Source organism: Streptomyces sp. NPDC030245 (genome assembly GCF_055572995.1).
The window spans coordinates 1,021,269-1,037,975 of record NZ_JBVICF010000001.1 but is presented as its reverse complement, the minus strand read 5'-3'; the positions used below and the strand labels follow the sequence as shown (position 1 = coordinate 1,037,975).

General features: G+C 69.0%; 20 protein-coding genes and 2 rRNA genes (1 of these 22 cut by a window edge). 4 read left to right on the top strand and 18 right to left on the bottom strand.

Translation table 11 applies throughout. The features are described 5' to 3' along the window. Window positions 1-1,175 (top strand): 23S ribosomal RNA (locus ACZ4Z4_RS04590) (it extends 1,644 nt beyond the left edge of the window). A gap of 86 nt (window positions 1,176-1,261) precedes the next feature. Next, a 5S ribosomal RNA gene (gene rrf, locus ACZ4Z4_RS04585) occupies window positions 1,262-1,378 on the top strand. Window positions 1,379-1,462: 84 nt separating this feature from the next. Here the strand turns inward: rrf and ACZ4Z4_RS04580 are convergent. From ACZ4Z4_RS04580 to ACZ4Z4_RS04560, 5 genes are read right to left on the bottom strand one after another with little or no spacing between them, the layout of a single operon-like run. Then, window positions 1,463-2,773: a DUF58 domain-containing protein gene (locus ACZ4Z4_RS04580; RefSeq protein WP_468322003.1), complete on the bottom strand. Its 1,311-nt coding sequence runs from the start codon at window positions 2,771-2,773 to the stop codon at window positions 1,463-1,465. Further along, the gene (locus ACZ4Z4_RS04575; protein ID WP_468322000.1) at window positions 2,773-3,780 is read right to left on the bottom strand and encodes an AAA family ATPase; all 1,008 of its coding nucleotides are present in this window, start codon (window positions 3,778-3,780) and stop codon (window positions 2,773-2,775) included. The genes ACZ4Z4_RS04580 and ACZ4Z4_RS04575 overlap by 1 nt, the downstream gene beginning before the upstream one ends. Next, window positions 3,777-5,045: a DUF4350 domain-containing protein gene (locus ACZ4Z4_RS04570; RefSeq protein WP_468321998.1), complete on the bottom strand. Its 1,269-nt coding sequence runs from the start codon at window positions 5,043-5,045 to the stop codon at window positions 3,777-3,779. The genes ACZ4Z4_RS04575 and ACZ4Z4_RS04570 overlap by 4 nt, the downstream gene beginning before the upstream one ends. After that, window positions 5,042-5,740 (bottom strand): DUF4129 domain-containing protein, encoded by a 699-nt coding sequence (locus tag ACZ4Z4_RS04565; RefSeq protein ID WP_468322147.1) that lies wholly within the window; start codon window positions 5,738-5,740, stop codon window positions 5,042-5,044. The genes ACZ4Z4_RS04570 and ACZ4Z4_RS04565 overlap by 4 nt, the downstream gene beginning before the upstream one ends. Before the next feature lie 37 nt (window positions 5,741-5,777). Further along, window positions 5,778-7,076: a DUF7847 domain-containing protein gene (locus ACZ4Z4_RS04560; RefSeq protein ID WP_468321995.1), complete on the bottom strand. Its 1,299-nt coding sequence runs from the start codon at window positions 7,074-7,076 to the stop codon at window positions 5,778-5,780. 140 nt (window positions 7,077-7,216) lie between these two features. Between ACZ4Z4_RS04560 and mtnA the strand changes: the two genes are divergently transcribed. Next, window positions 7,217-8,374 carry an S-methyl-5-thioribose-1-phosphate isomerase gene (gene mtnA, locus ACZ4Z4_RS04555; RefSeq protein WP_468321992.1) on the top strand — a complete coding sequence of 386 codons (1,158 nt, stop codon included), beginning with the start codon at window positions 7,217-7,219 and terminating at the stop codon, window positions 8,372-8,374. Window positions 8,375-8,461: 87 nt separating this feature from the next. Here the strand turns inward: mtnA and ACZ4Z4_RS04550 are convergent, their stop codons facing one another. The 13 genes from ACZ4Z4_RS04550 to ACZ4Z4_RS04490 form a co-directional block, all read right to left on the bottom strand. Continuing rightward, the gene (locus ACZ4Z4_RS04550; RefSeq protein WP_468321990.1) at window positions 8,462-9,670 is read right to left on the bottom strand and encodes a tyrosine-type recombinase/integrase; all 1,209 of its coding nucleotides are present in this window, start codon (window positions 9,668-9,670) and stop codon (window positions 8,462-8,464) included. Then, window positions 9,670-9,858 carry a helix-turn-helix domain-containing protein gene (locus ACZ4Z4_RS04545; RefSeq protein WP_468321987.1) on the bottom strand — a complete coding sequence of 63 codons (189 nt, stop codon included), beginning with the start codon at window positions 9,856-9,858 and terminating at the stop codon, window positions 9,670-9,672. The genes ACZ4Z4_RS04550 and ACZ4Z4_RS04545 overlap by 1 nt, the downstream gene beginning before the upstream one ends. Continuing rightward, window positions 9,855-11,276: a replication initiator protein RepSA gene (gene repSA, locus ACZ4Z4_RS04540; protein WP_468321984.1), complete on the bottom strand. Its 1,422-nt coding sequence runs from the start codon at window positions 11,274-11,276 to the stop codon at window positions 9,855-9,857. Before repSA ends, ACZ4Z4_RS04545 begins: the two co-directional genes overlap by 4 nt. Next, a complete protein-coding gene (locus ACZ4Z4_RS04535; RefSeq protein WP_468321982.1) occupies window positions 11,273-11,725 on the bottom strand; it encodes a Pycsar system effector family protein in 453 nt (150 codons plus the stop codon). The genes repSA and ACZ4Z4_RS04535 overlap by 4 nt, the downstream gene beginning before the upstream one ends. Continuing rightward, entirely contained in the window at window positions 11,722-12,087 is a 366-nt protein-coding gene (locus tag ACZ4Z4_RS04530; protein WP_468321979.1) for a hypothetical protein, read from the bottom strand. Before ACZ4Z4_RS04530 ends, ACZ4Z4_RS04535 begins: the two co-directional genes overlap by 4 nt. After that, complete coding sequence (locus ACZ4Z4_RS04525) at window positions 12,084-12,275, bottom strand: hypothetical protein (RefSeq protein WP_468321976.1); 192 nt, start codon at window positions 12,273-12,275, stop codon at window positions 12,084-12,086. The genes ACZ4Z4_RS04530 and ACZ4Z4_RS04525 overlap by 4 nt, the downstream gene beginning before the upstream one ends. An 88-nt stretch (window positions 12,276-12,363) precedes the next feature. Beyond that, on the bottom strand, window positions 12,364-12,696 hold the full coding sequence (locus ACZ4Z4_RS04520) for a SpdD-like protein (protein WP_468321973.1): 333 nt from the start codon (window positions 12,694-12,696) through the stop codon (window positions 12,364-12,366). 14 nt (window positions 12,697-12,710) lie between these two features. Then, complete coding sequence (locus ACZ4Z4_RS04515) at window positions 12,711-12,872, bottom strand: hypothetical protein (protein WP_468321970.1); 162 nt, start codon at window positions 12,870-12,872, stop codon at window positions 12,711-12,713. Window positions 12,873-12,893: 21 nt separating this feature from the next. Next, window positions 12,894-13,085: a mobile element transfer protein gene (locus tag ACZ4Z4_RS04510; protein WP_468321967.1), complete on the bottom strand. Its 192-nt coding sequence runs from the start codon at window positions 13,083-13,085 to the stop codon at window positions 12,894-12,896. Window positions 13,086-13,102: 17 nt separating this feature from the next. Continuing rightward, on the bottom strand, window positions 13,103-13,771 hold the full coding sequence (locus tag ACZ4Z4_RS04505; RefSeq protein ID WP_468321964.1) for a DUF2637 domain-containing protein: 669 nt from the start codon (window positions 13,769-13,771) through the stop codon (window positions 13,103-13,105). A gap of 75 nt (window positions 13,772-13,846) precedes the next feature. Further along, the gene (locus ACZ4Z4_RS04500; RefSeq protein WP_468321961.1) at window positions 13,847-14,029 is read right to left on the bottom strand and encodes a hypothetical protein; all 183 of its coding nucleotides are present in this window, start codon (window positions 14,027-14,029) and stop codon (window positions 13,847-13,849) included. Between the two features lie 86 nt (window positions 14,030-14,115). Further along, window positions 14,116-15,453 (bottom strand): FtsK/SpoIIIE domain-containing protein, encoded by a 1,338-nt coding sequence (locus ACZ4Z4_RS04495; protein WP_468321958.1) that lies wholly within the window; start codon window positions 15,451-15,453, stop codon window positions 14,116-14,118. 2 nt (window positions 15,454-15,455) lie between these two features. Beyond that, on the bottom strand, window positions 15,456-15,809 hold the full coding sequence (locus tag ACZ4Z4_RS04490) for an SCO3933 family regulatory protein (protein ID WP_468321955.1): 354 nt from the start codon (window positions 15,807-15,809) through the stop codon (window positions 15,456-15,458). 160 nt (window positions 15,810-15,969) lie between these two features. On the opposite strand from ACZ4Z4_RS04490, the gene ACZ4Z4_RS04485 reads away from it, so the two are divergent. Next, a complete protein-coding gene (locus ACZ4Z4_RS04485) occupies window positions 15,970-16,707 on the top strand; it encodes an XRE family transcriptional regulator (RefSeq protein ID WP_468321952.1) in 738 nt (245 codons plus the stop codon).

Here is a 16,707-nt window from a genome sequence, read left to right as displayed (position 1 = left end):
CTGAGCTGGGGGTGGCCGCAGAGACCAGCGAGAAGCGACTGTTTACTAAAAACACAGGTCCGTGCGAAGCCGTAAGGCGATGTATACGGACTGACGCCTGCCCGGTGCTGGAACGTTAAGGGGACCGGTTAGTGCACTTTCGGGTGTGCGAAGCTGAGAACTTAAGCGCCAGTAAACGGCGGTGGTAACTATAACCATCCTAAGGTAGCGAAATTCCTTGTCGGGTAAGTTCCGACCTGCACGAATGGCGTAACGACTTCTCGACTGTCTCAACCATAGGCCCGGTGAAATTGCACTACGAGTAAAGATGCTCGTTTCGCGCAGAAGGACGGAAAGACCCCGGGACCTTTACTACAGTTTGATATTGGTGTTCGGTTCGGCTTGTGTAGGATAGGTGGGAGACTTTGAAGCGGGCACGCCAGTGTTCGTGGAGTCGCCGTTGAAATACCACTCTGGTCGTGCTGGATGTCTAACCTCGGTCCGTGATCCGGATCAGGGACAGTGTCTGATGGGTAGTTTAACTGGGGCGGTTGCCTCCCAAAGGGTAACGGAGGCGCCCAAAGGTTCCCTCAGCCTGGTTGGTAATCAGGTGTTGAGTGTAAGTGCACAAGGGAGCTTGACTGTGAGACCGACGGGTCGAGCAGGGACGAAAGTCGGGACTAGTGATCCGGCGGTGGCTTGTGGAAGCGCCGTCGCTCAACGGATAAAAGGTACCCCGGGGATAACAGGCTGATCTTCCCCAAGAGTCCATATCGACGGGATGGTTTGGCACCTCGATGTCGGCTCGTCGCATCCTGGGGCTGGAGTCGGTCCCAAGGGTTGGGCTGTTCGCCCATTAAAGCGGTACGCGAGCTGGGTTTAGAACGTCGTGAGACAGTTCGGTCCCTATCCTCTGTGCGCGTAGGAATATTGAGAAGGGCTGTCCCTAGTACGAGAGGACCGGGACGGACGAACCTCTGGTGTGCCAGTTGTCCTGCCAAGGGCATGGCTGGTTGGCTACGTTCGGAAAGGATAACCGCTGAAAGCATCTAAGCGGGAAGCCTGCTTCGAGATGAGTATTCCCACCCCCTTTGAGGGGTTAAGGCTCCCAGTAGACGACTGGGTTGATAGGCCAGATCTGGAAGCCCGGTAACGGGTGGAGGTGACTGGTACTAATAGGCCGAGGGCTTGTCCTCAGTTGCTCGCGTCCACTGTGTTGGTTCTGAAACCACGAACAACCCCGTTGTGCCACACAGCGGTGCGGTTGTCAGTTTCATAGTGTTTCGGTGGTCATAGCGTGAGGGAAACGCCCGGTTACATTCCGAACCCGGAAGCTAAGCCTCATAGCGCCGATGGTACTGCAGGGGGGACCCTGTGGGAGAGTAGGACGCCGCCGAACTCCTTTTGATGGGAAACCCCCGCACCTTTTGGTGCGGGGGTTTTCTGCGTTTATGGCCCTTTTCCTCAGCCGTTCTCGAATTGTTTACAGGCGGCCGGCTGCCTTGAGGGAGAGGTATGCGTCTGCCAGGGCCGGTGCCAGGGCATGAGGGGTGGCGTCCACGACCGTGACGCCGCGGCGTCTGAGTTGTTCCGCTGTCCGGTGGCGTTCCGACTGGGCTTGGGCTGCTGCTGCGGCGTCGTAAACCGCCTCTGTTGTTCCGCGGGAAGTGGCCATCTTTTGGATGTGCGGGTCGGCCACCGCCGCCACCAGGACCTTGTGGCGCTGGGTGAGGCGGGGGAGTACGGGGAGCAGGCCTTCTTCGATGGGGGCGGTGTCGAGGCTGGTGAGGAGCACGATCAGGGCACTGCGAGGGGCCGTACGGAGAGCTGTCGAGGTGAGGGTTCGGGCGTCGGTTTCGACGAGCTCGGGCTCCAGTGTGGCCAGGGCGTTGACGAGGGACGGGAGGACGTCTCCTGCTGAGCGTCCTTGGACCAGGGCACGTACGCGACGGTCGTAGGCGAGAAGGTCCACGCGGTCGCCGGCGCGGGAGGCGAGGGCGGCGAGGAGCAGCGCCGCGTCCATGGCGGCGTCGAGGCGGGGGGCGTCGCCCACTCGGCCGGCCGAGGTGCGGCCGGTGTCGAGGACCAGAAGGATGTGGCGGTCGCGTTCGGGGCGCCAGGTGCGGACCGCGACGGCGGACTGGCGGGCGGTGGCGCGCCAGTCGATGGAGCGGGTGTCGTCCCCGGGAACGTAATCGCGGAGGCTGTCGAACTCTGTGCCCTGGCCGCGCGTGAGCACGCTGGTGCGGCCGTCGAGCTCCCGCAGTCGGGCCTGCTTGGCGGGGAGGTGCTTGCGGCTGGTGAAAGGGGGCAGGACGCGCAAGGTCCAGGGGACCTTGTGGCTGCCCTGGCGGGTGAAGAGGCCGAGGGGTCCGTACGAGCGGATCGTCACGCGGTCGGCTCGGTGGTCGCCGCGGCGCATGGGGCTCAGGCGGGTCGTGAGGCGACGGCGTTCGCCGGCCGGGACGGAGAGCCGGTGACGGGACGCGGTGGCTTCCGTGCCGGGCTGGTGGCTGCTCGGGGGCCAGGCGTCGCGGAGCTCGGCGCGCAGGGGGCGGCCGGAGGGGTTCGTGACGGTGAGCTCGACGTCGGCGGATTCGCCGAGACGTACGGAGGTGGCGCCGGAGCGGGTCAGGCCGAGTCGGCGTACGGGCGCGGCCAGGGCGAAGTCGCAGGCGCAGGCCAGTGCCAGCGGGGTGTTGACGGCGAGGATGCCCGTCCAGCTGGGGTCCCACAGGCCCACGGGGAGCGTGCCGAGGGCCGCCAGGAGGGCGGTGCGTCCGGTGAGGGCCATCAGCGGGGAACCGGGACGTGGGCGAGGATCGCGTTGATGACGGAGTCGGCGGTGACGCCCTCCATCTCGGCTTCCGGGCGGAGCTGGATCCGGTGGCGGAGGGTGGGGAGTGCCAGGGCCTTCACGTCGTCGGGGATGACGTAGTCGCGGCCGGTGAGCCAGGCCCAGGCGCGGGCGGTGGAGAGCAGCGCCGTGGCGCCTCGCGGAGAGACGCCGAGGGTGAGGGACGGCGATTCGCGGGTGGCGCGGCAGACGTCCACGACGTACGCGGTGATCTCGGGGGAGACGGTGGTCTTGGCGACGGCGGCCCGGGCGGCTTCCAGGTCGGCGGCGCCCGCCACGGGACGTACGCCGGCGGCGCGCAGGTCGCGGGGGTTGAAGCCGTCCGCGTGCCGGGTGAGGACGTCGATCTCGTCTTGGCGGGAGGGGAGAGGGACCGTCAGTTTGAGGAGGAAGCGGTCCAGTTGGGCCTCGGGGAGCGGGTACGTGCCTTCGTACTCGACAGGGTTCTGGGTGGCCGCGACGAGGAAGGGCTCGGGGAGCGGGCGCGGGGTGCCGTCGACCGTGACCTGGCGTTCCTCCATCGCTTCGAGGAGCGAGGACTGGGTCTTGGGCGGGGTCCGGTTGATCTCGTCGGCCAGCAGGAGGTTGGTGAAGACCGGGCCGGGCTGGAAGGAGAACTCGGTGGTGCGGGCGTCGTAGACGAGAGAGCCCGTGATGTCGCTCGGCATCAGGTCGGGGGTGAACTGCACCCGCTTCGTGTCGAGTTCGAGGCTCGATGCGAGGGCGCGGACGAGCAGTGTCTTGGCCACTCCGGGGACTCCTTCCAGCAGGACGTGGCCCCGGCAGAGCAGGGCGACGACGAGGCCGGTGACGGCGGAGTCCTGGCCGACCACGGCCTTGGAGATCTCGGCGCGCAGGGCTTCGAGGGAAGCGCGGGCGTCGCCGGGGTCTCCGGCGGGCCGGGTGTCCGCCGAGGGCCCGTTGTCAGTGGTCGGGTCCATCATGAGTGGCGTACCTCACTTTCGAGGGCGTCGAGTTGGTCGGCGAGGGCGATGAGTGCTGCGTCGTCGCCGGGGGGTGGTCCGAAGAGAAGGGGGTGCGGGTCGTGGCCGGGGGTGTGAATTCGGGCGGTCAGCGCGGGGATCAGGGTCTCGGGCGCGTGGGCCTGGGCGGGGGATACGCCGACGAGAGGGGCGAGGCGGGTACGGGCGGCCGCGCGTAGGGCTGCGGCCGCGCGGTCGCGGGCGTTCGCCTTGCGGTAGAGGCGTGCGCGGCCTTCGACGGCTTCGGAGGCACGGATGGCGACGGGGAGGCGTTCGGCGACGAGGGGGCCGAGGCGGCGGGCCCGCCACAGGGCGGCGAGCGCGGCGGCGATGGTGAGCTGAAGGGTGCCCCAGAGCCAGCCGGAGGGGATCAGATCGAGGAAGCCGCGGCGCTCGGAGTCGGTGGCCGCCCGGTCGTCGGAGAGGGAGGGGAGGTACCAGACCAAGTGGGGGCGGGAGCCGAGGAGTTGGAGGGCGAGTGAGGCGTTGCCCTGCTCGTCGAGACGGTCGTTGTAGAGGATGTCGGGGGCGCCGAGGACGACGGTGTCGCCCTTTCCGCGGGGGGCGGGGAGATGGAGAAGGCTGGGCAGGCCGTCGCTGAGGTAGCAGGCCTCGGCGTCAGGAGCGAGAGTGTCGTAGCGGATGCCGCCCATGTCGGCGGTGCCGGCGCGGCGGGCCTCCGGGAGGGAGCAGCCGGGGGAGAGCGTCGAGTCGGTGCTGGTCGTGGCGTCCGCGGTGACCCCGGGGGCGAGGGTGTCGATCGACGGGGTGCCCGGGGTGACGAGGACGGTGCGGCCGCCGGAGTCCTCGGTGGCCGCGTGCAGGCGGAATCGCTGGCTGTCGGTGAGTACGTCGGGGTTGGCGACGAGGAGGGTCGTGTCGGGGCCGGCCGCGGACCGGGCCTCTTCGGTGCTGGTGACCACGCGGGTGGAGACGCCTCGGTCGGCGAGGAGTTCGGCGACGGCCCGACTTCCGTGGGGGTCGGCGGAGCGCGGGTCGAGGCGGCCGTGCTGGGCGCCGGAGCGGACCACGGCGATGACGACGGCCGCCGCGAGGAGGACGACCAGGGCGAGGACGATGCCTCGGGAGCGGGTCCAGAGTCGGCGGGGTGTGGGGGAGATCGAGGTGGGGGCCGCGGAGGGCGGTGTGGCGGGTGGCCGCTGTTCCGGGGCGCTGGTGGGCGCGGGCTGGGCGGCCGGTTCGGTGGAGTGGGCGGGGCCGGTCATTCGGCGGCCCCCTGGCGGCTGTTGCTCGGTGTGGTGTGGGCGGTGCTGGTCAGGACCGGTTTGGTGGCTCCCAGGTCGCGGTCGAGCTCGGCCAGGCGGAGGTACGCGGCTTCGTCGGCGGTACGGCCGCCGTATGTCACGTCGTCGAACTCGTGGGCGGCGGAGCGGAGCCGGCCGGAGTGGGCAGGGAGGGTGCGGCCCGCTTCCGCCGCGGCTTCGTCGGCGGTGCGGCCGGGGCGCGGGTCGAGGAGGGCGCGTTCCTCCAGGGAGCGGACGACGGCGCGCATGCGTTCCTGGACGGCCTGGTTCCAGGCGGCCCGGGCGGCGTGTGCCTCGGAGGCCGCGCGGTGTTCGGCGGCGCTGCGGGGGCGGTCGTCGAAGAGGGCCGGAGCGGAGGTCGCGGCGCGGTGCGGGGTGCCGAGGCGCCACCACAGGGCGGCGGCCAGGAGGATGACTGCCAGCACGATGACCAGGAGCCCGAGCCCGCCGCCCGGGGTGGCCCCCGAGGCGGCGGAGAACAGGTCCTCGACCCAGCCCCAGAAGCGGTTCAGGGCGCGCTGGAAGAGGCTCGGGTCGTTCTCGTGGTACATCGGCTTGGACAGCTCGCGTTCGGCTGCCTCCCGGGCTGGGCCGCGGGGGACCGTCACCGGTGGGTCGTCGAGTACGGGCTCTGCGAGCGTGAGCTCTTTGAGCACGGTCTTCCCGAGTGTTGCCCCCGCCGCGGTCACCGCATCAGCTCCCCGCTGTGCCGGACGGGGCTGGGCCGTGGCCGGGGAGGCCGGCCGCGCGGGCGAGTTCCAGGTCGAGGGCCTCGCGGCGGATCCGCTGGTCGATGTAGAGGAGGACGGTGACCCCGGCCGTGATGGGGAACGTCAGCATGGAGCCGATGACCGAGCCGACGCCGCTGACGATCAGGAACGTCCAGCCCAGCTCGCCGGTGCTGTCGAGGAAGCCGGTGACGCCTTCGCCACTGACCGCCCCGGCGATGAACGTGAACGGGATGACGATGATCGACGCCACGACGTTCGCGATGAGGGCGGCGAGCAGTTGGATGCCGAAGACGCGCCACCAGGAGCCGCGGACCAGTTTGGTGGAGCGGATCAGGGACTTCTTGATGCCCTGCTTCTCCAGCATGAGCGCGGGGGAGGCGAGGGAGAGGCGGACGACGATCCAGATGGCGACGACGCCCGCGCCGAGGCCACCGAGCACGGCGAGGGCCGCGCCGGCGTCGGCCGGGCCGGCCAGTGCGATCAGCAGCCCCGGCAGGATGCCGACGGCGACGATGGCGACACCGATGAGCGGGATGAGCAGGGTCAGGCCGAACAGCTTGAGGAGCTGGGGGCGGGAGTCCTGCCAGGCCTCCTTGGCGGTGACCGGCTTACCGAGCACCGCGCGGCTGGTGACCATGGTGAGCAGGGCGGTCGCGACGATCGTGCCGAGCAGGGTGATCGCGAGGACCACGCCGGAGCTCAGCATCGTGTCGCCCATGGCGCGGGTCAGTTCGCCGACGGTGGCGCTGGGGTCGTCGAGGGCTTCGGTGTCGACGGACTCGTTCAGGACGAGTCCTTGGAGGAGGACGACGACGATCTCCGTGAGCACGGCCACGGTCAGGGAGATGCCGAGGACCGTGCGCCAGTGGGCGCGCATGGTCGACACCGCGCCGTCGAGGATCTCGCCGACGCCGAGCGGGCGGAGCGGGATGACGCCGGGCTTGGCGGCGGGCGGGGGGCCCTGCCAGGCGCCCCAGCCGCGGTAGCCGCCCGGGCCGCCGGGAGCGCCGGGGCCACCGGGCGGTCCGCCCCAGCCCCAGCCGCCGCCCTGGCCGGGCGGCGGGGGCGGTGGAGGCGGCGTGTGGCCCGCGCCCGGGGTGCTGGGCGGGGACCACTGGGCGGGCGGCGGCTGCTCCTTGGACCACTTGGACGGGGCGCCCCGGCCGCTGTCGTCGGCGGGCTCGGCGGCGTCCGGCTTGCCGGAGTCCTGTCCGTCGGAGGGGGCAGATCCGGGCGAGGCCCAGCCCGGAGTGTCGTTCATCGTCGCTCCTTCAAGGTGCCCGTCCGCGGGTGCGGCGGCAGGTTGCCAGCCATCGTGCCACGGTGCGGGCGCCAGGTGACCGGGCGCCGTAGAGGCTGTACACCTTCAATTGTCCGTCGGGTACGGGGCAGACTGGGCGGATGGCTGATCAGTACGCGCAATCCGGCGAGGACATACGGCCGACCGAGATCTCCAGGGTTCCCGCGATCCGCTGGGACGAGCCACCCGAAGGCCCCGTGCTGGTCGTCCTCGACCAGACCCGGCTGCCGGGCGAGGAGAGCGAGCTGGTGTGCACCGACGCACCCGCCCTGGTGGAGGCGATCAGGACGCTCGCGGTACGAGGGGCGCCTTTGCTGGGCATCGCGGGGGCGTACGGCGTCGCGCTGGCCGCGGCCCGGGGCTTCGACGTGGACGAGGCGGCGGGGTCGCTCGCGGGGGCGCGGCCCACCGCGGTGAACCTCGCGTACGGAGTGCGCCGTGCCCAGGCCGCGTACCGTTCCGCGGTCGCGGGCGGGGCCGATGCCCGGCAGGCCGCGGGGGCCGCGCTCGACGCGGCGCGGGCGTTGCACGCCGAGGACGCCGAGGCGAGCTCCAGGATGGCGGCGCACGGCCTGGCGCTGCTCGACGAGCTGCTGCCCGGCGGCGGGCACCGGATCCTGACGCACTGCAACACGGGGGCGCTGGTCTCCGGAGGGGAGGGCACGGCGTTCGCGGTGGCGCTCAAGGCGCACCGGGAGGGGAGGCTGCGCAGGCTGTGGGTGGACGAGACGCGGCCGCTGTTGCAGGGGGCCAGGCTCACCGCGTACGAGGCGGCGCGGAACGGCATGGCGTACACGCTGCTCACGGACAGTGCCGCGGGTTCGCTGTTCGCGGCGGGTGAGGTGGATGCCGTGCTGATCGGCGCCGATCGGATCGCGGCCGACGGTTCGGTGGCGAACAAGGTGGGGAGCTATCCGCTCGCCGTGCTGGCTCGATACCACCATGTGCCGTTCATCGTGGTGGCGCCGGTGACGACCGTGGATCCGGAGACTCCGGACGGGGCGACCATCGAGGTGGAGCAGCGGGCGGGGCATGAAGTGACGGAGGTCACCGCGCCGCATGTGCCGGTGGTCGGGATGGAAGCGGGAGGCGGGATTCCGGTGGCACCGCTGGGGACGCAGGCGTACAACCCCGCGTTCGACGTGACGCCGCCGGAATTGGTGACGGCGATCGTCACGGAAGAGGGCGTTCTGTCACCTGTGACAGCAGAGGGCCTTGCCGAGCTGTGTGCCAGGTCACGCCAGGTAACGATTAGCTAATGGGATGTTGTCGGCCTGATCGACGAAAACGGCCCCTCTTCCTGCGGTGATTCACAGGGAGAGGGGCCGTGACATCCAAGTCGTACATCAGTCGACGTCGGGGGCGGCGTGGGCAGCCTCCAACTGCCGGATGCGCGCCGGCTGCCTCAACAGCCGATCGAGCTGCGCCACTGCCTCGATCACGTCGGGGTCCAGGGCTTCAGCGTAGATGTCCAGCGTGGTCGCGATCCGGCTGTGCCGCAAAATCGCCTTAATGACCCGAGGATGCGCCTTGAGGTGCACCAGGAGCGTGCCGCAGGACTTGCGGAGCCCCTTGAGGTTCATCCGGCCGAGTCCCTCTGCTTCGATGACCCGTTGCAAGGTCAGGTAGAGATTCTCCGGGAGGAGAGGCCGGCCAGTCCGTGTGACGAACACATGATCCTCCGGGTCGTCGAACCAGGCAAGGTTCCTACTGATCGCCCGCTCCCGCAGCCACGCCGTGCGCATCCGGGTCCACCGAAGGGGTGCAATGCACTGAGCGGGCAACGGCAACGGAGCCTTCGACGTCGCGGACTTGAGATCCACATCAACCGTGCCGGCGCTCGTTCGCTGCCGCTGTTGCTCGATCCAAACGATGCGGTTCTCCAGGTCGATGTCCGGCCACCGCAGGCCGCACACCTCCGCTCGCCGCAGGCCCAGCAGGCAGAGCAGCAAGAACGCGGGGTAGTACACCGTCAGACGCCGAGCAGCAGCCAGGAAGCGGAGCACCGTCACGGCGTCCCAGCTCTTTCCGCTGTCGGTAGGGGCCCGTACATGCACGAGCTTGGCCACGTTTCGCGTCAAACCGATGTCCTCAACCATCGCGGCCGTGAGAGCCGCAGAGAGGACCCGGACCGCATGACGGGCGGTCTTGGCCGTCTTCTCCTCCGCCAGGAGCTTCACGGCCCCGCGTAGCTCCTTAACGCCCAGCTTGACCATGACCTTGGAACCCAGACGCGGCCGCAGGTGGTTACGGACCGTCTGCTCGTAGGCCCGGTAGCTCCCCGCAGAGAGCTCCGGTTTGACGATGACCTCCAACCAGTAGTCGAACCACTGTCCCAAGGTCATGTCCCGAGTCGGTGTCGGGATGCCACCCCCGGCACGGTCGAGGAGTTCACGCCGCTTGCGGTCGCACTCGTCGAAGGTCTTCCCGTAGGCGTACTTCCGCTTGGTCGTGCCGTCCGGCTGGGGGACGTACACCGCTGCTTGGTACCGCCCGTCAGAGCGTCGGGTGACCGTACCGGTCCCGTTGGGGTTGCGCTTTCGCTGACCGGCCATCAGGCAGCAGCCTCAAGCCGATCACGGATGTAGTCCCGAAGAGCAGTCTCAGGAATCCGACGGGCACGCCCCTCGGTGATGGAGACAAGACGCTTCGAACGGATCAAGTCGTAGACCTTGGAGCGACCGTACTTGAGCCTTGCCATGACTTGCGGCACGGTCAGTAGCTCAGTGGAGGCGGTAGTCATGGTGTGGCTCCTTCCGAGGCGCGTTGGTCGTGCAGTGCTTCGCGTGCGGTGTCACGGTTGTGCTGGAGGTCACGGGCGATGGTGGCGGCGAGGGCGGATTCCCCGGGGGTGTGGCCGTGGCCGGCGTACTGCCAGTCGGCCAGGACCAGGACGGTGTCCGGCTCACGGTTGTCGAGGCCGAGGGCTTGGCGTTCTTGTGCGGCGCGGAAGTCGGCGCGTGCCTGCCGAAGCTGGCTGAGGGTGGTGGAGTAGCGGCGCGACTTGGAGCTGAAGTGGCCGCGGAAGCCGAGCATGTGCGCCCAGGGCCAGAGGCGGCGGTCCGGGTAGAGCGGGTCGAGCAGCTTGCATGCTTCGATCAGTCGGCGGGCGTGGTCGGGGACGCCGTGGCGGTCGAGTTCGGCGAGTTCACCGATGAGGCGGTCCAGGGTGCCGGTGTTCTCGGCTGCCTTGGTGGCGTATTTGGCGACGTAGGAGGCCACTGCCTGCTCGGTGATGTCGGAGCCGTCGCCGAAGGCTTTGACCGGGCGTACGTCGAGCTGTCGTCCCCAGCGAAAGGTGCGGGCCGGCTGGTCTTCGGCGGCCGGGATCGAGACCGAGGTGTATGAGTGTCTGGCCGCGGCGTGGATGGCGTCGGTGAGCAGGGCGACGCTGGCCCAGGACGGGGGCACCGTGTCCGGTCCGTCGGGTCCGTCGAGGCGGATGACGGCATGGAAGTGGATGGCGCCGCGCTTCTGGAATTCGGCGACCTTGCCGAAGGAGAGGCGGGCGGTTTCTTTGAGTTCGCGTTGGGTGAGGCCGGCGCGTGCGGCGATCTCGCGACGTAGGCGGGTGGTGAAGCGCTGCCACAGGTCGCCGGCGTGGTTGTTGAAGAGGACCGCGCCCGCGTAGTCGTACGTGGCCGGATCAAGGGCAGTACCCAACACATGGTCATCGGCTGAGTGGCTGTGGCCACAGCGGCAACGGTGTCCCTTTTGCGCGAAAGACAGCTGACCACGATTTTCAATACGGTTGTGGACCGGGCCGAAGGACGGGGCGGTGAAGGTGGCGAAGACGCGGGGGTGGTCGCGGACGGTGGCGGGGATGTCGCGGCGGTCGTCGCCGGCCAATCCGGCACGGATCAGGTGGTAGGTGTCCCCGGCGTAGGTGAAGGCGCAGGAGGGGCAGCGGGAGGCACGGCGGTTGCCGCAGGCCAGACGCAGCCGGCCGCCAGGCTCACTCTCGGTGGAGTAGTGGTGCAGGGTCTCGCCGGTCGTCTTGTCCTTGGTGAGGGACCAGCCGGTGAGATGGATCGGGTCGGAGCAGCCGCCGGTGCGGCGGATTTGGTCCTGCCAGCGGTCGAAGTCGTCGGCCGAGGCCACCCGCAGCAGGTCGCTCAGGGTGATCCGGTCCAGGCTCGCCGGGGCGGTGGGGCCGGTCATGCGGTGCCCCCGATGCTGATCAGGGCTGCGGTGATCAGCAGGAGGCCGCCGAGGCGGGTGAGGTCGACGGCTCGTTCCAGGCGGGTGAACTTGGCGACCGCGATACGGGACAGTTCTGCGATGTACTGCGCGCTGCGGTAGGTGGACAGCTCTGCGTCGATCTGCTCGGCTGTCAGGGTGGCCCACAGCGGGAAGCCGCGGCGGTGGGAGCTGCCCAGGTTGGGGCGGACCGAGCCCAGCAGCAGTCCGGCCGCCGCGATGAGCAGGCCCGTACCGAGACCGGCCACCAGCATAGCCGTGGGGCTCAGGGGTACGTCTTTGGCAACCGTCCAGCCGCCGGCGAACACGGCGCCGACGAAGGCGAGCAGCAAGGAGGCCTTGTTGTCGGTGCGGGCTATCTCGGCTTTCACTTCGGCCAGCGCGGCGGTCAGGTTCTCCGGGGTGCTCATGCCACGACCTCCCGCAAGCCCATGACTTCCGGGTGGAGGTAGTCAATGGGCTTGCCCAATGCGCGGGCGTAGGCGATCTCAGCCCGGGTGGAGGTACCGATACGAGCGCCGACCACGATGACTCGGTCAGCGAGACGGATCTTCGCCCGATGGAGCCGGTCGAGCCTTGCCTTCAACAGTTCGGCGTCAGTGGGATCGGCCCACAGTGGGTGCGGCTGTTTCATGTTGCATCCAACTGACAGGACGATGCGGCCCATGGCGGTCTGCCGAAGGTTGGTCTCAGTGAACTCATCCATGAACTCGGTTGAGCCACACAGCACGACGATCGGCGGCCTGTCGGCGAAGGTGACGATGTCGCTCATGCCGCCACCTGCCAGAAGGAACGGGCCGTGCGGGCGGGGCGCGTGCCGGTGCCGTTGCACGTCCCGCAGTGGGCGGTGACCGTGTGCAGGTGGCCGCGGTGGTTGCGTCCGCCGATGGAGACCTTGACAGAGGCGAAGCCGTCACAGTCCGGGCAGATCCGCGACGCGGGGCGGGTGCGCTGGGTCATGATGGAAGTCCTTCCGGTTGTCGAGATCGGGTAGGGAACGGCTCCCGGGCGGCGGATGCTTGGCGGTATCGAGGCCGCCCGGGGTCGGTCAACGGCTTTTGCGGTCGGAGGCGAGCAGGGAGCGGATCACCAGCGCGCACACGGCGAGCGAGGCGGCGGTGATGGCGACCGCCAGGAGCATGGAGACCAGCACCACGCCGACGACCAGGACGACGGCCGTGCCGGCGCCGACGAGGGCGAGCACGCTGCCGGGGGTGATCTGCACGGACGGGCGGACAGGCGCCGTAGCCGGGGCGGGGTGCTGGTTGTGGCAGAAGCAGTCGGTGGGGGCGTGCGGGTGACCGGGCAGGGCCGCGGTGGTGATGACCGGGATGATCTCGCCGGTCGGGGTGGGGTTGACCGGGATGCGGGGCTCGAACATGGGCTGATCTCCCTTCACTTGGGGGTGGTGGCGGCGTCGATGGCGGGGGCAAGGATGCTGTCGGCCAGGAGGTAGCCGCCCAGCAGCAGGACGATCACGAGCCACCAGGGCGGGCGGACGAGCTTGATGCCGACCAGGCCCAGGCAGGCGATGAAGAACCACAGCGGAACAGACATGAGGTGTGCTCCCTTCGGGGTTCAGCGGACGCGGCAGCGGTGGCCCTGGGCGGCGACCATGGCCGCGGACGGCTCTTCGTATTCGGCCGACCAGCCGCAGTCCTCAGCGGCGCAGGCGGCGACGTAGGCGATGTGGCCGCGCTTGCCGTGCGAGGTGCCGACGGTGACGTTGCCGACGCGGCGCAGTTCACGGAAGATCCGGTAGATGCCCATGAGTGGTGTTCCTTTCGTCAGGCGAGTTGGGCGGCGATGGCGTCGGCCATGGGAGCCGGGACGCCGAGGCGGGCGCGCAGGGTGTCCGTGTCGATCGGGGTGCCGGTGCGGGACTGGTGGTCGTCGGCGACCTTCCGGGCGTGCTCGACCAGCGCAACCGGGACCGCGGGCGCCGGCGCCGGATCAGCGGCAGGAAGCACCGGATCGGGCGCAGTAGCGGGGGTGGACAGGGCCGGGGGCGCCTCTTCGACAGCGACCGGACTGGACTGCGCGACTGCTTCCGGCTCGGATACCGGCGACGGGGCAACCGGCTCAGCGGGTGCGGGTGCGGGTGCGTGGGCGAGGAGCGTGCCGCCGAGGAAGGCGAGCGCGGGCCAGCCGGCGACGCCGAAGCGCAGCCAGGCCGGCGGGTGCGCCAGGTCGAGGAAGCCGGCGGTGGCGACGTTGGCGCCGAGTGAGGCGATCAGGGCGATCAGGAACCAGCACCAGGCGAGGCGGGTTGAGCCGCCGTTGCGCAGCCGGCGCCAGGCAGCCACCAAGAGCAGGTCGACGGAGACGGGGTAGGCCCATGCCTTCCAGCCGGTCTGCCCGGCCGCGGCGGCAAGGTCGTGCAGGTGGGCGAAGGACAGCGCACCGGCAATCACGGCTTGGATCAATACGGCGTCCAGGCGGATCGAGCGGGGCATGTCTTCACCTCCTTTACGGGGTTGGAGCCGGGACGGGGCGGGGCGTCGTGTCCGGCCGCCCGGCCCCGGCGGTGATCAGTTGGTGGGGGCTTCGCCGCTGCCCCAGCAGGTGAGGCACAGGGCGGCCTGTTCGTCGGTGGTGGCGCGGCCCTTGCGCGCGCCGACACGGACGGTTTCGGCGATCTCGCCCTTGCCCTTGCAGTCCGGGCACTTCTTCGCCCGGGGCGTGGCGGCCGGCTTGCGGGCGCGTGCGGCCATGAGCGGGGCTCCTCTTCTGGGATCAGGCATGGAGGGGGTAGGGACACGGCGCGAGGCGGTCACGCCGACCGGTGAAGCGGGAGGGGTCAGGCGGCTTCGACGACGGCTGCGGGCGCCTGGGGTTCGGCGTCGACCAGCGGTCGGAAGCGGTCCAGTTCCGGGATGTCCGGGGTGAGGTGCGCGTGCTTGTTGCAGGCGGACACGGCTTGCCGCATCGAGGTGTGCGGGGTGCGGATCCGGTTCCACTCGCCCGTGGAGTAGCCGACGATGGCCATGCCCCGGCGGCTGTTGGGGATCTGCGTGGCGGCGAACACCGCGTGCGGGGAGATGTCGCCGAAGGTCATCTTGGCGGTCGACTCGTCGTTGACCCGGTGCACGATCCGGCCGGTGAGCTGGGCGCGGAGCATGGTGATGCCGTCCCCGAGTTCGGAGCCGAAGCGCTGCCCGTAGATGTCGAGGAACATGCCCGCGGCGCGGCCGAGCTGGGCCAGACGGACCAGCGCGGTGATGATCCGGTCCCGTCGCGGGTCGTTGCGCTTGGTACTCATCGCGAGTTCCGCGATCTCGTCAATGGTGATCACGACGGGGACCGGGCGTAGCGATTCGGGGAGGTCCCAGATGTTCGCGGCGATCTCCGCGTCGGGGGTGTCGGCGCTGATCCGCTGTTCGCAGCGGATCAGTTCGTAGATGTTCTCCATCCGCGCCACGAGCGCTTCCAGAAGATCGGCGGCGTCGTCGGGGTTGTCCGCCAGGGCGGAGAAGCGACGCGCGAACGGACCCAATTCGATCTTCTTGCAGTCGATGCCGACCAGCGCCACCGGCTGCGAGGCGAGTTCTTTGATCACGGTGCGCTGGAAGACGGACTTGCCCGACTGCGTGGCACCGGCCGTCACCGAGTGCGGGGTCTCGCGGTAGTCGCGGTAGTGCACCGAGCCGTCTTCCACCAGCGCCACCGGGATCTTCAACAGCCCCCGGTCCGTCTTCAGCGGCATGACCACGTGCTTGAGGACATCGAAGCCGGTCAGCGTCAACTCGATGACGCCCGGCTTGATCTCCCGCGAGATGACCTGATGGACCGCGAAGGAGTGCCGCAAGCGGTCACCAGCGGCGGAGAACTCGAACGCGTCCTGCCCCGGCCACATCCTGATCCGCAGCTTCACCCCCGTGCGAGTGGGGCGCAGCCACAGCAGCCGCGGTACGCGCTGGCGGGGCGTCTCCCGCTTGAACATGCGCGCCATGGCCAGCCGGAACCGAGAGGCCGGCATGGTCAGGTGGCAGGCATCCATCACATCCGCGTAGCGCAGCCGGATACGCAGCACCGTGAAGACGATCCCGAAGCTCATCCAGTACCAGGCGGGGCGCCGCCACCGCAGCAGACCCGCGGCAGCGACCACCACCAGCACGAAGGCGAGTAACCACCACATGATCAGGCAGCCTTCGGCTTCGAGGCGCCGGCCGACAGGGACGTGACCGCGACCGCGCGGAAGGCGATGCCGTGCCGCTTGCCGTTGCCGAAGTCGTTCTCCCACGCCGAGGCCACCAGACCCGTCAAAGCGACCGGCGTGCCCATGGTGAGTTCTCCCGTGATGCCCGGCTGCGGGACCGTGACCTTGAGGATTTCCACGTCGTCGTTGGCGGAGAACATGACCTCCACGATCATCTGAGTGACGCCGTTGGCGTCCGTGGCGATCTCGCCGGTACTGCGGTCCTTGACCTTGGGCTGCGGAGCCTTGGCCACCATCACGGTGGCAGCGGAGGTGTCGACGGGAATCTGACGCATCGTCTGTTCTCCTGATCTAGTAGCGAGTTGACCGGTCAGCGGCCGGTGAGATCAGGAAACCGCGAAGAGGGGAGGACCTATCACCCACCCTCTGGACGCTTGGGGACGTTCGCGCTAACGTCAAAACGTCCCAGCGTCCCAGGAGTCCCCGGGAGACGGCATGGCGAACGAACGCTTACGAGCTGCTATTTCCGCAAAGGGCGAGACAATCCAGGCCATCGCCGATCACGTGGGCATCGACCCGAAGAGCGTTGAACGTTGGATTTCCAAGGACCGCACGCCGCATCGAACGCACCGATGGAAGGCAGCTAGCTTCCTGGGTGTCGACGAGGTCTACCTATGGCCGGCAGTCGAGAAGCAAGCCGAGAGCGCCAGTACGTCTGAGCTGATCACGTACTACCCACACCGAGGTGCCGTTCCGGCGTCCCTGTGGTCGTCTCTGATCGAGCAGGCGACGAGTCAGGTGGAGATCCTCGTATACGCGGGGTTATTCCTCTTCGACGGGCACCCGGACCTTCCCGACCAACTGGCCGACAAGGCGAAGGCCGGAGCACAAGTTCGCATCCTGCTCGGAGACCCCGACTCCGAGATGATCCGTCAGCGAGGCGAAGAAGAGGGAATCGGCGATGACTTGGCCGCACGGGCACGCATCACACGGCGGTACCTCCAGCCGGCAACCACCACGCCCGGTGTAGAGATCCGTCTACACGACACGATCCTCTACAACTCGATCTACCGGTTCGATGACGACGTGTTGGTAAACCCTCACGTGCTTGGTGCACCAGCAGGGCAGAACCCAGTTCTTCACTTCCGCTACCTGCCCGGAGCGCGAACCTTCCGGCACTACATGCGGAGCTTTGACTACGCCTGGGAACGAGGACGCACCGACCGTCCCTAA

What these genes read in the sequence shown, in the direction of transcription:
- ACZ4Z4_RS04485 (WP_468321952.1), top strand. Translation starts at nt 15,970, where the DNA reads ATGGCGAACGAACGCTTACGAGCTGCTATTTCCGCAAAGGGCGAGACA.
- ACZ4Z4_RS04575 (WP_468322000.1), bottom strand. Translation starts at nt 3,780, where the DNA reads ATGATGGACCCGACCACTGACAACGGGCCCTCGGCGGACACCCGGCCC.
- ACZ4Z4_RS04545 (WP_468321987.1), bottom strand. Translation starts at nt 9,858, where the DNA reads ATGACTACCGCCTCCACTGAGCTACTGACCGTGCCGCAAGTCATGGCA.
- ACZ4Z4_RS04525 (WP_468321976.1), bottom strand. Translation starts at nt 12,275, where the DNA reads ATGACCCAGCGCACCCGCCCCGCGTCGCGGATCTGCCCGGACTGTGAC.
- ACZ4Z4_RS04560 (WP_468321995.1), bottom strand. Translation starts at nt 7,076, where the DNA reads ATGAACGACACTCCGGGCTGGGCCTCGCCCGGATCTGCCCCCTCCGAC.
- ACZ4Z4_RS04550 (WP_468321990.1), bottom strand. Translation starts at nt 9,670, where the DNA reads ATGGCCGGTCAGCGAAAGCGCAACCCCAACGGGACCGGTACGGTCACC.
- ACZ4Z4_RS04500 (WP_468321961.1), bottom strand. Translation starts at nt 14,029, where the DNA reads ATGGCCGCACGCGCCCGCAAGCCGGCCGCCACGCCCCGGGCGAAGAAG.
- ACZ4Z4_RS04530 (WP_468321979.1), bottom strand. Translation starts at nt 12,087, where the DNA reads ATGAGCGACATCGTCACCTTCGCCGACAGGCCGCCGATCGTCGTGCTG.
- ACZ4Z4_RS04490 (WP_468321955.1), bottom strand. Translation starts at nt 15,809, where the DNA reads ATGCGTCAGATTCCCGTCGACACCTCCGCTGCCACCGTGATGGTGGCC.
- ACZ4Z4_RS04520 (WP_468321973.1), bottom strand. Translation starts at nt 12,696, where the DNA reads ATGTTCGAGCCCCGCATCCCGGTCAACCCCACCCCGACCGGCGAGATC.
- ACZ4Z4_RS04510 (WP_468321967.1), bottom strand. Translation starts at nt 13,085, where the DNA reads ATGGGCATCTACCGGATCTTCCGTGAACTGCGCCGCGTCGGCAACGTC.
- ACZ4Z4_RS04495 (WP_468321958.1), bottom strand. Translation starts at nt 15,453, where the DNA reads ATGTGGTGGTTACTCGCCTTCGTGCTGGTGGTGGTCGCTGCCGCGGGT.
- ACZ4Z4_RS04535 (WP_468321982.1), bottom strand. Translation starts at nt 11,725, where the DNA reads ATGAGCACCCCGGAGAACCTGACCGCCGCGCTGGCCGAAGTGAAAGCC.
- ACZ4Z4_RS04580 (WP_468322003.1), bottom strand. Translation starts at nt 2,773, where the DNA reads ATGGCCCTCACCGGACGCACCGCCCTCCTGGCGGCCCTCGGCACGCTC.
- ACZ4Z4_RS04515 (WP_468321970.1), bottom strand. Translation starts at nt 12,872, where the DNA reads ATGTCTGTTCCGCTGTGGTTCTTCATCGCCTGCCTGGGCCTGGTCGGC.
- mtnA (WP_468321992.1), top strand. Translation starts at nt 7,217, where the DNA reads ATGGCTGATCAGTACGCGCAATCCGGCGAGGACATACGGCCGACCGAG.
- ACZ4Z4_RS04505 (WP_468321964.1), bottom strand. Translation starts at nt 13,771, where the DNA reads ATGCCCCGCTCGATCCGCCTGGACGCCGTATTGATCCAAGCCGTGATT.
- repSA (WP_468321984.1), bottom strand. Translation starts at nt 11,276, where the DNA reads ATGACCGGCCCCACCGCCCCGGCGAGCCTGGACCGGATCACCCTGAGC.
- ACZ4Z4_RS04570 (WP_468321998.1), bottom strand. Translation starts at nt 5,045, where the DNA reads ATGACCGGCCCCGCCCACTCCACCGAACCGGCCGCCCAGCCCGCGCCC.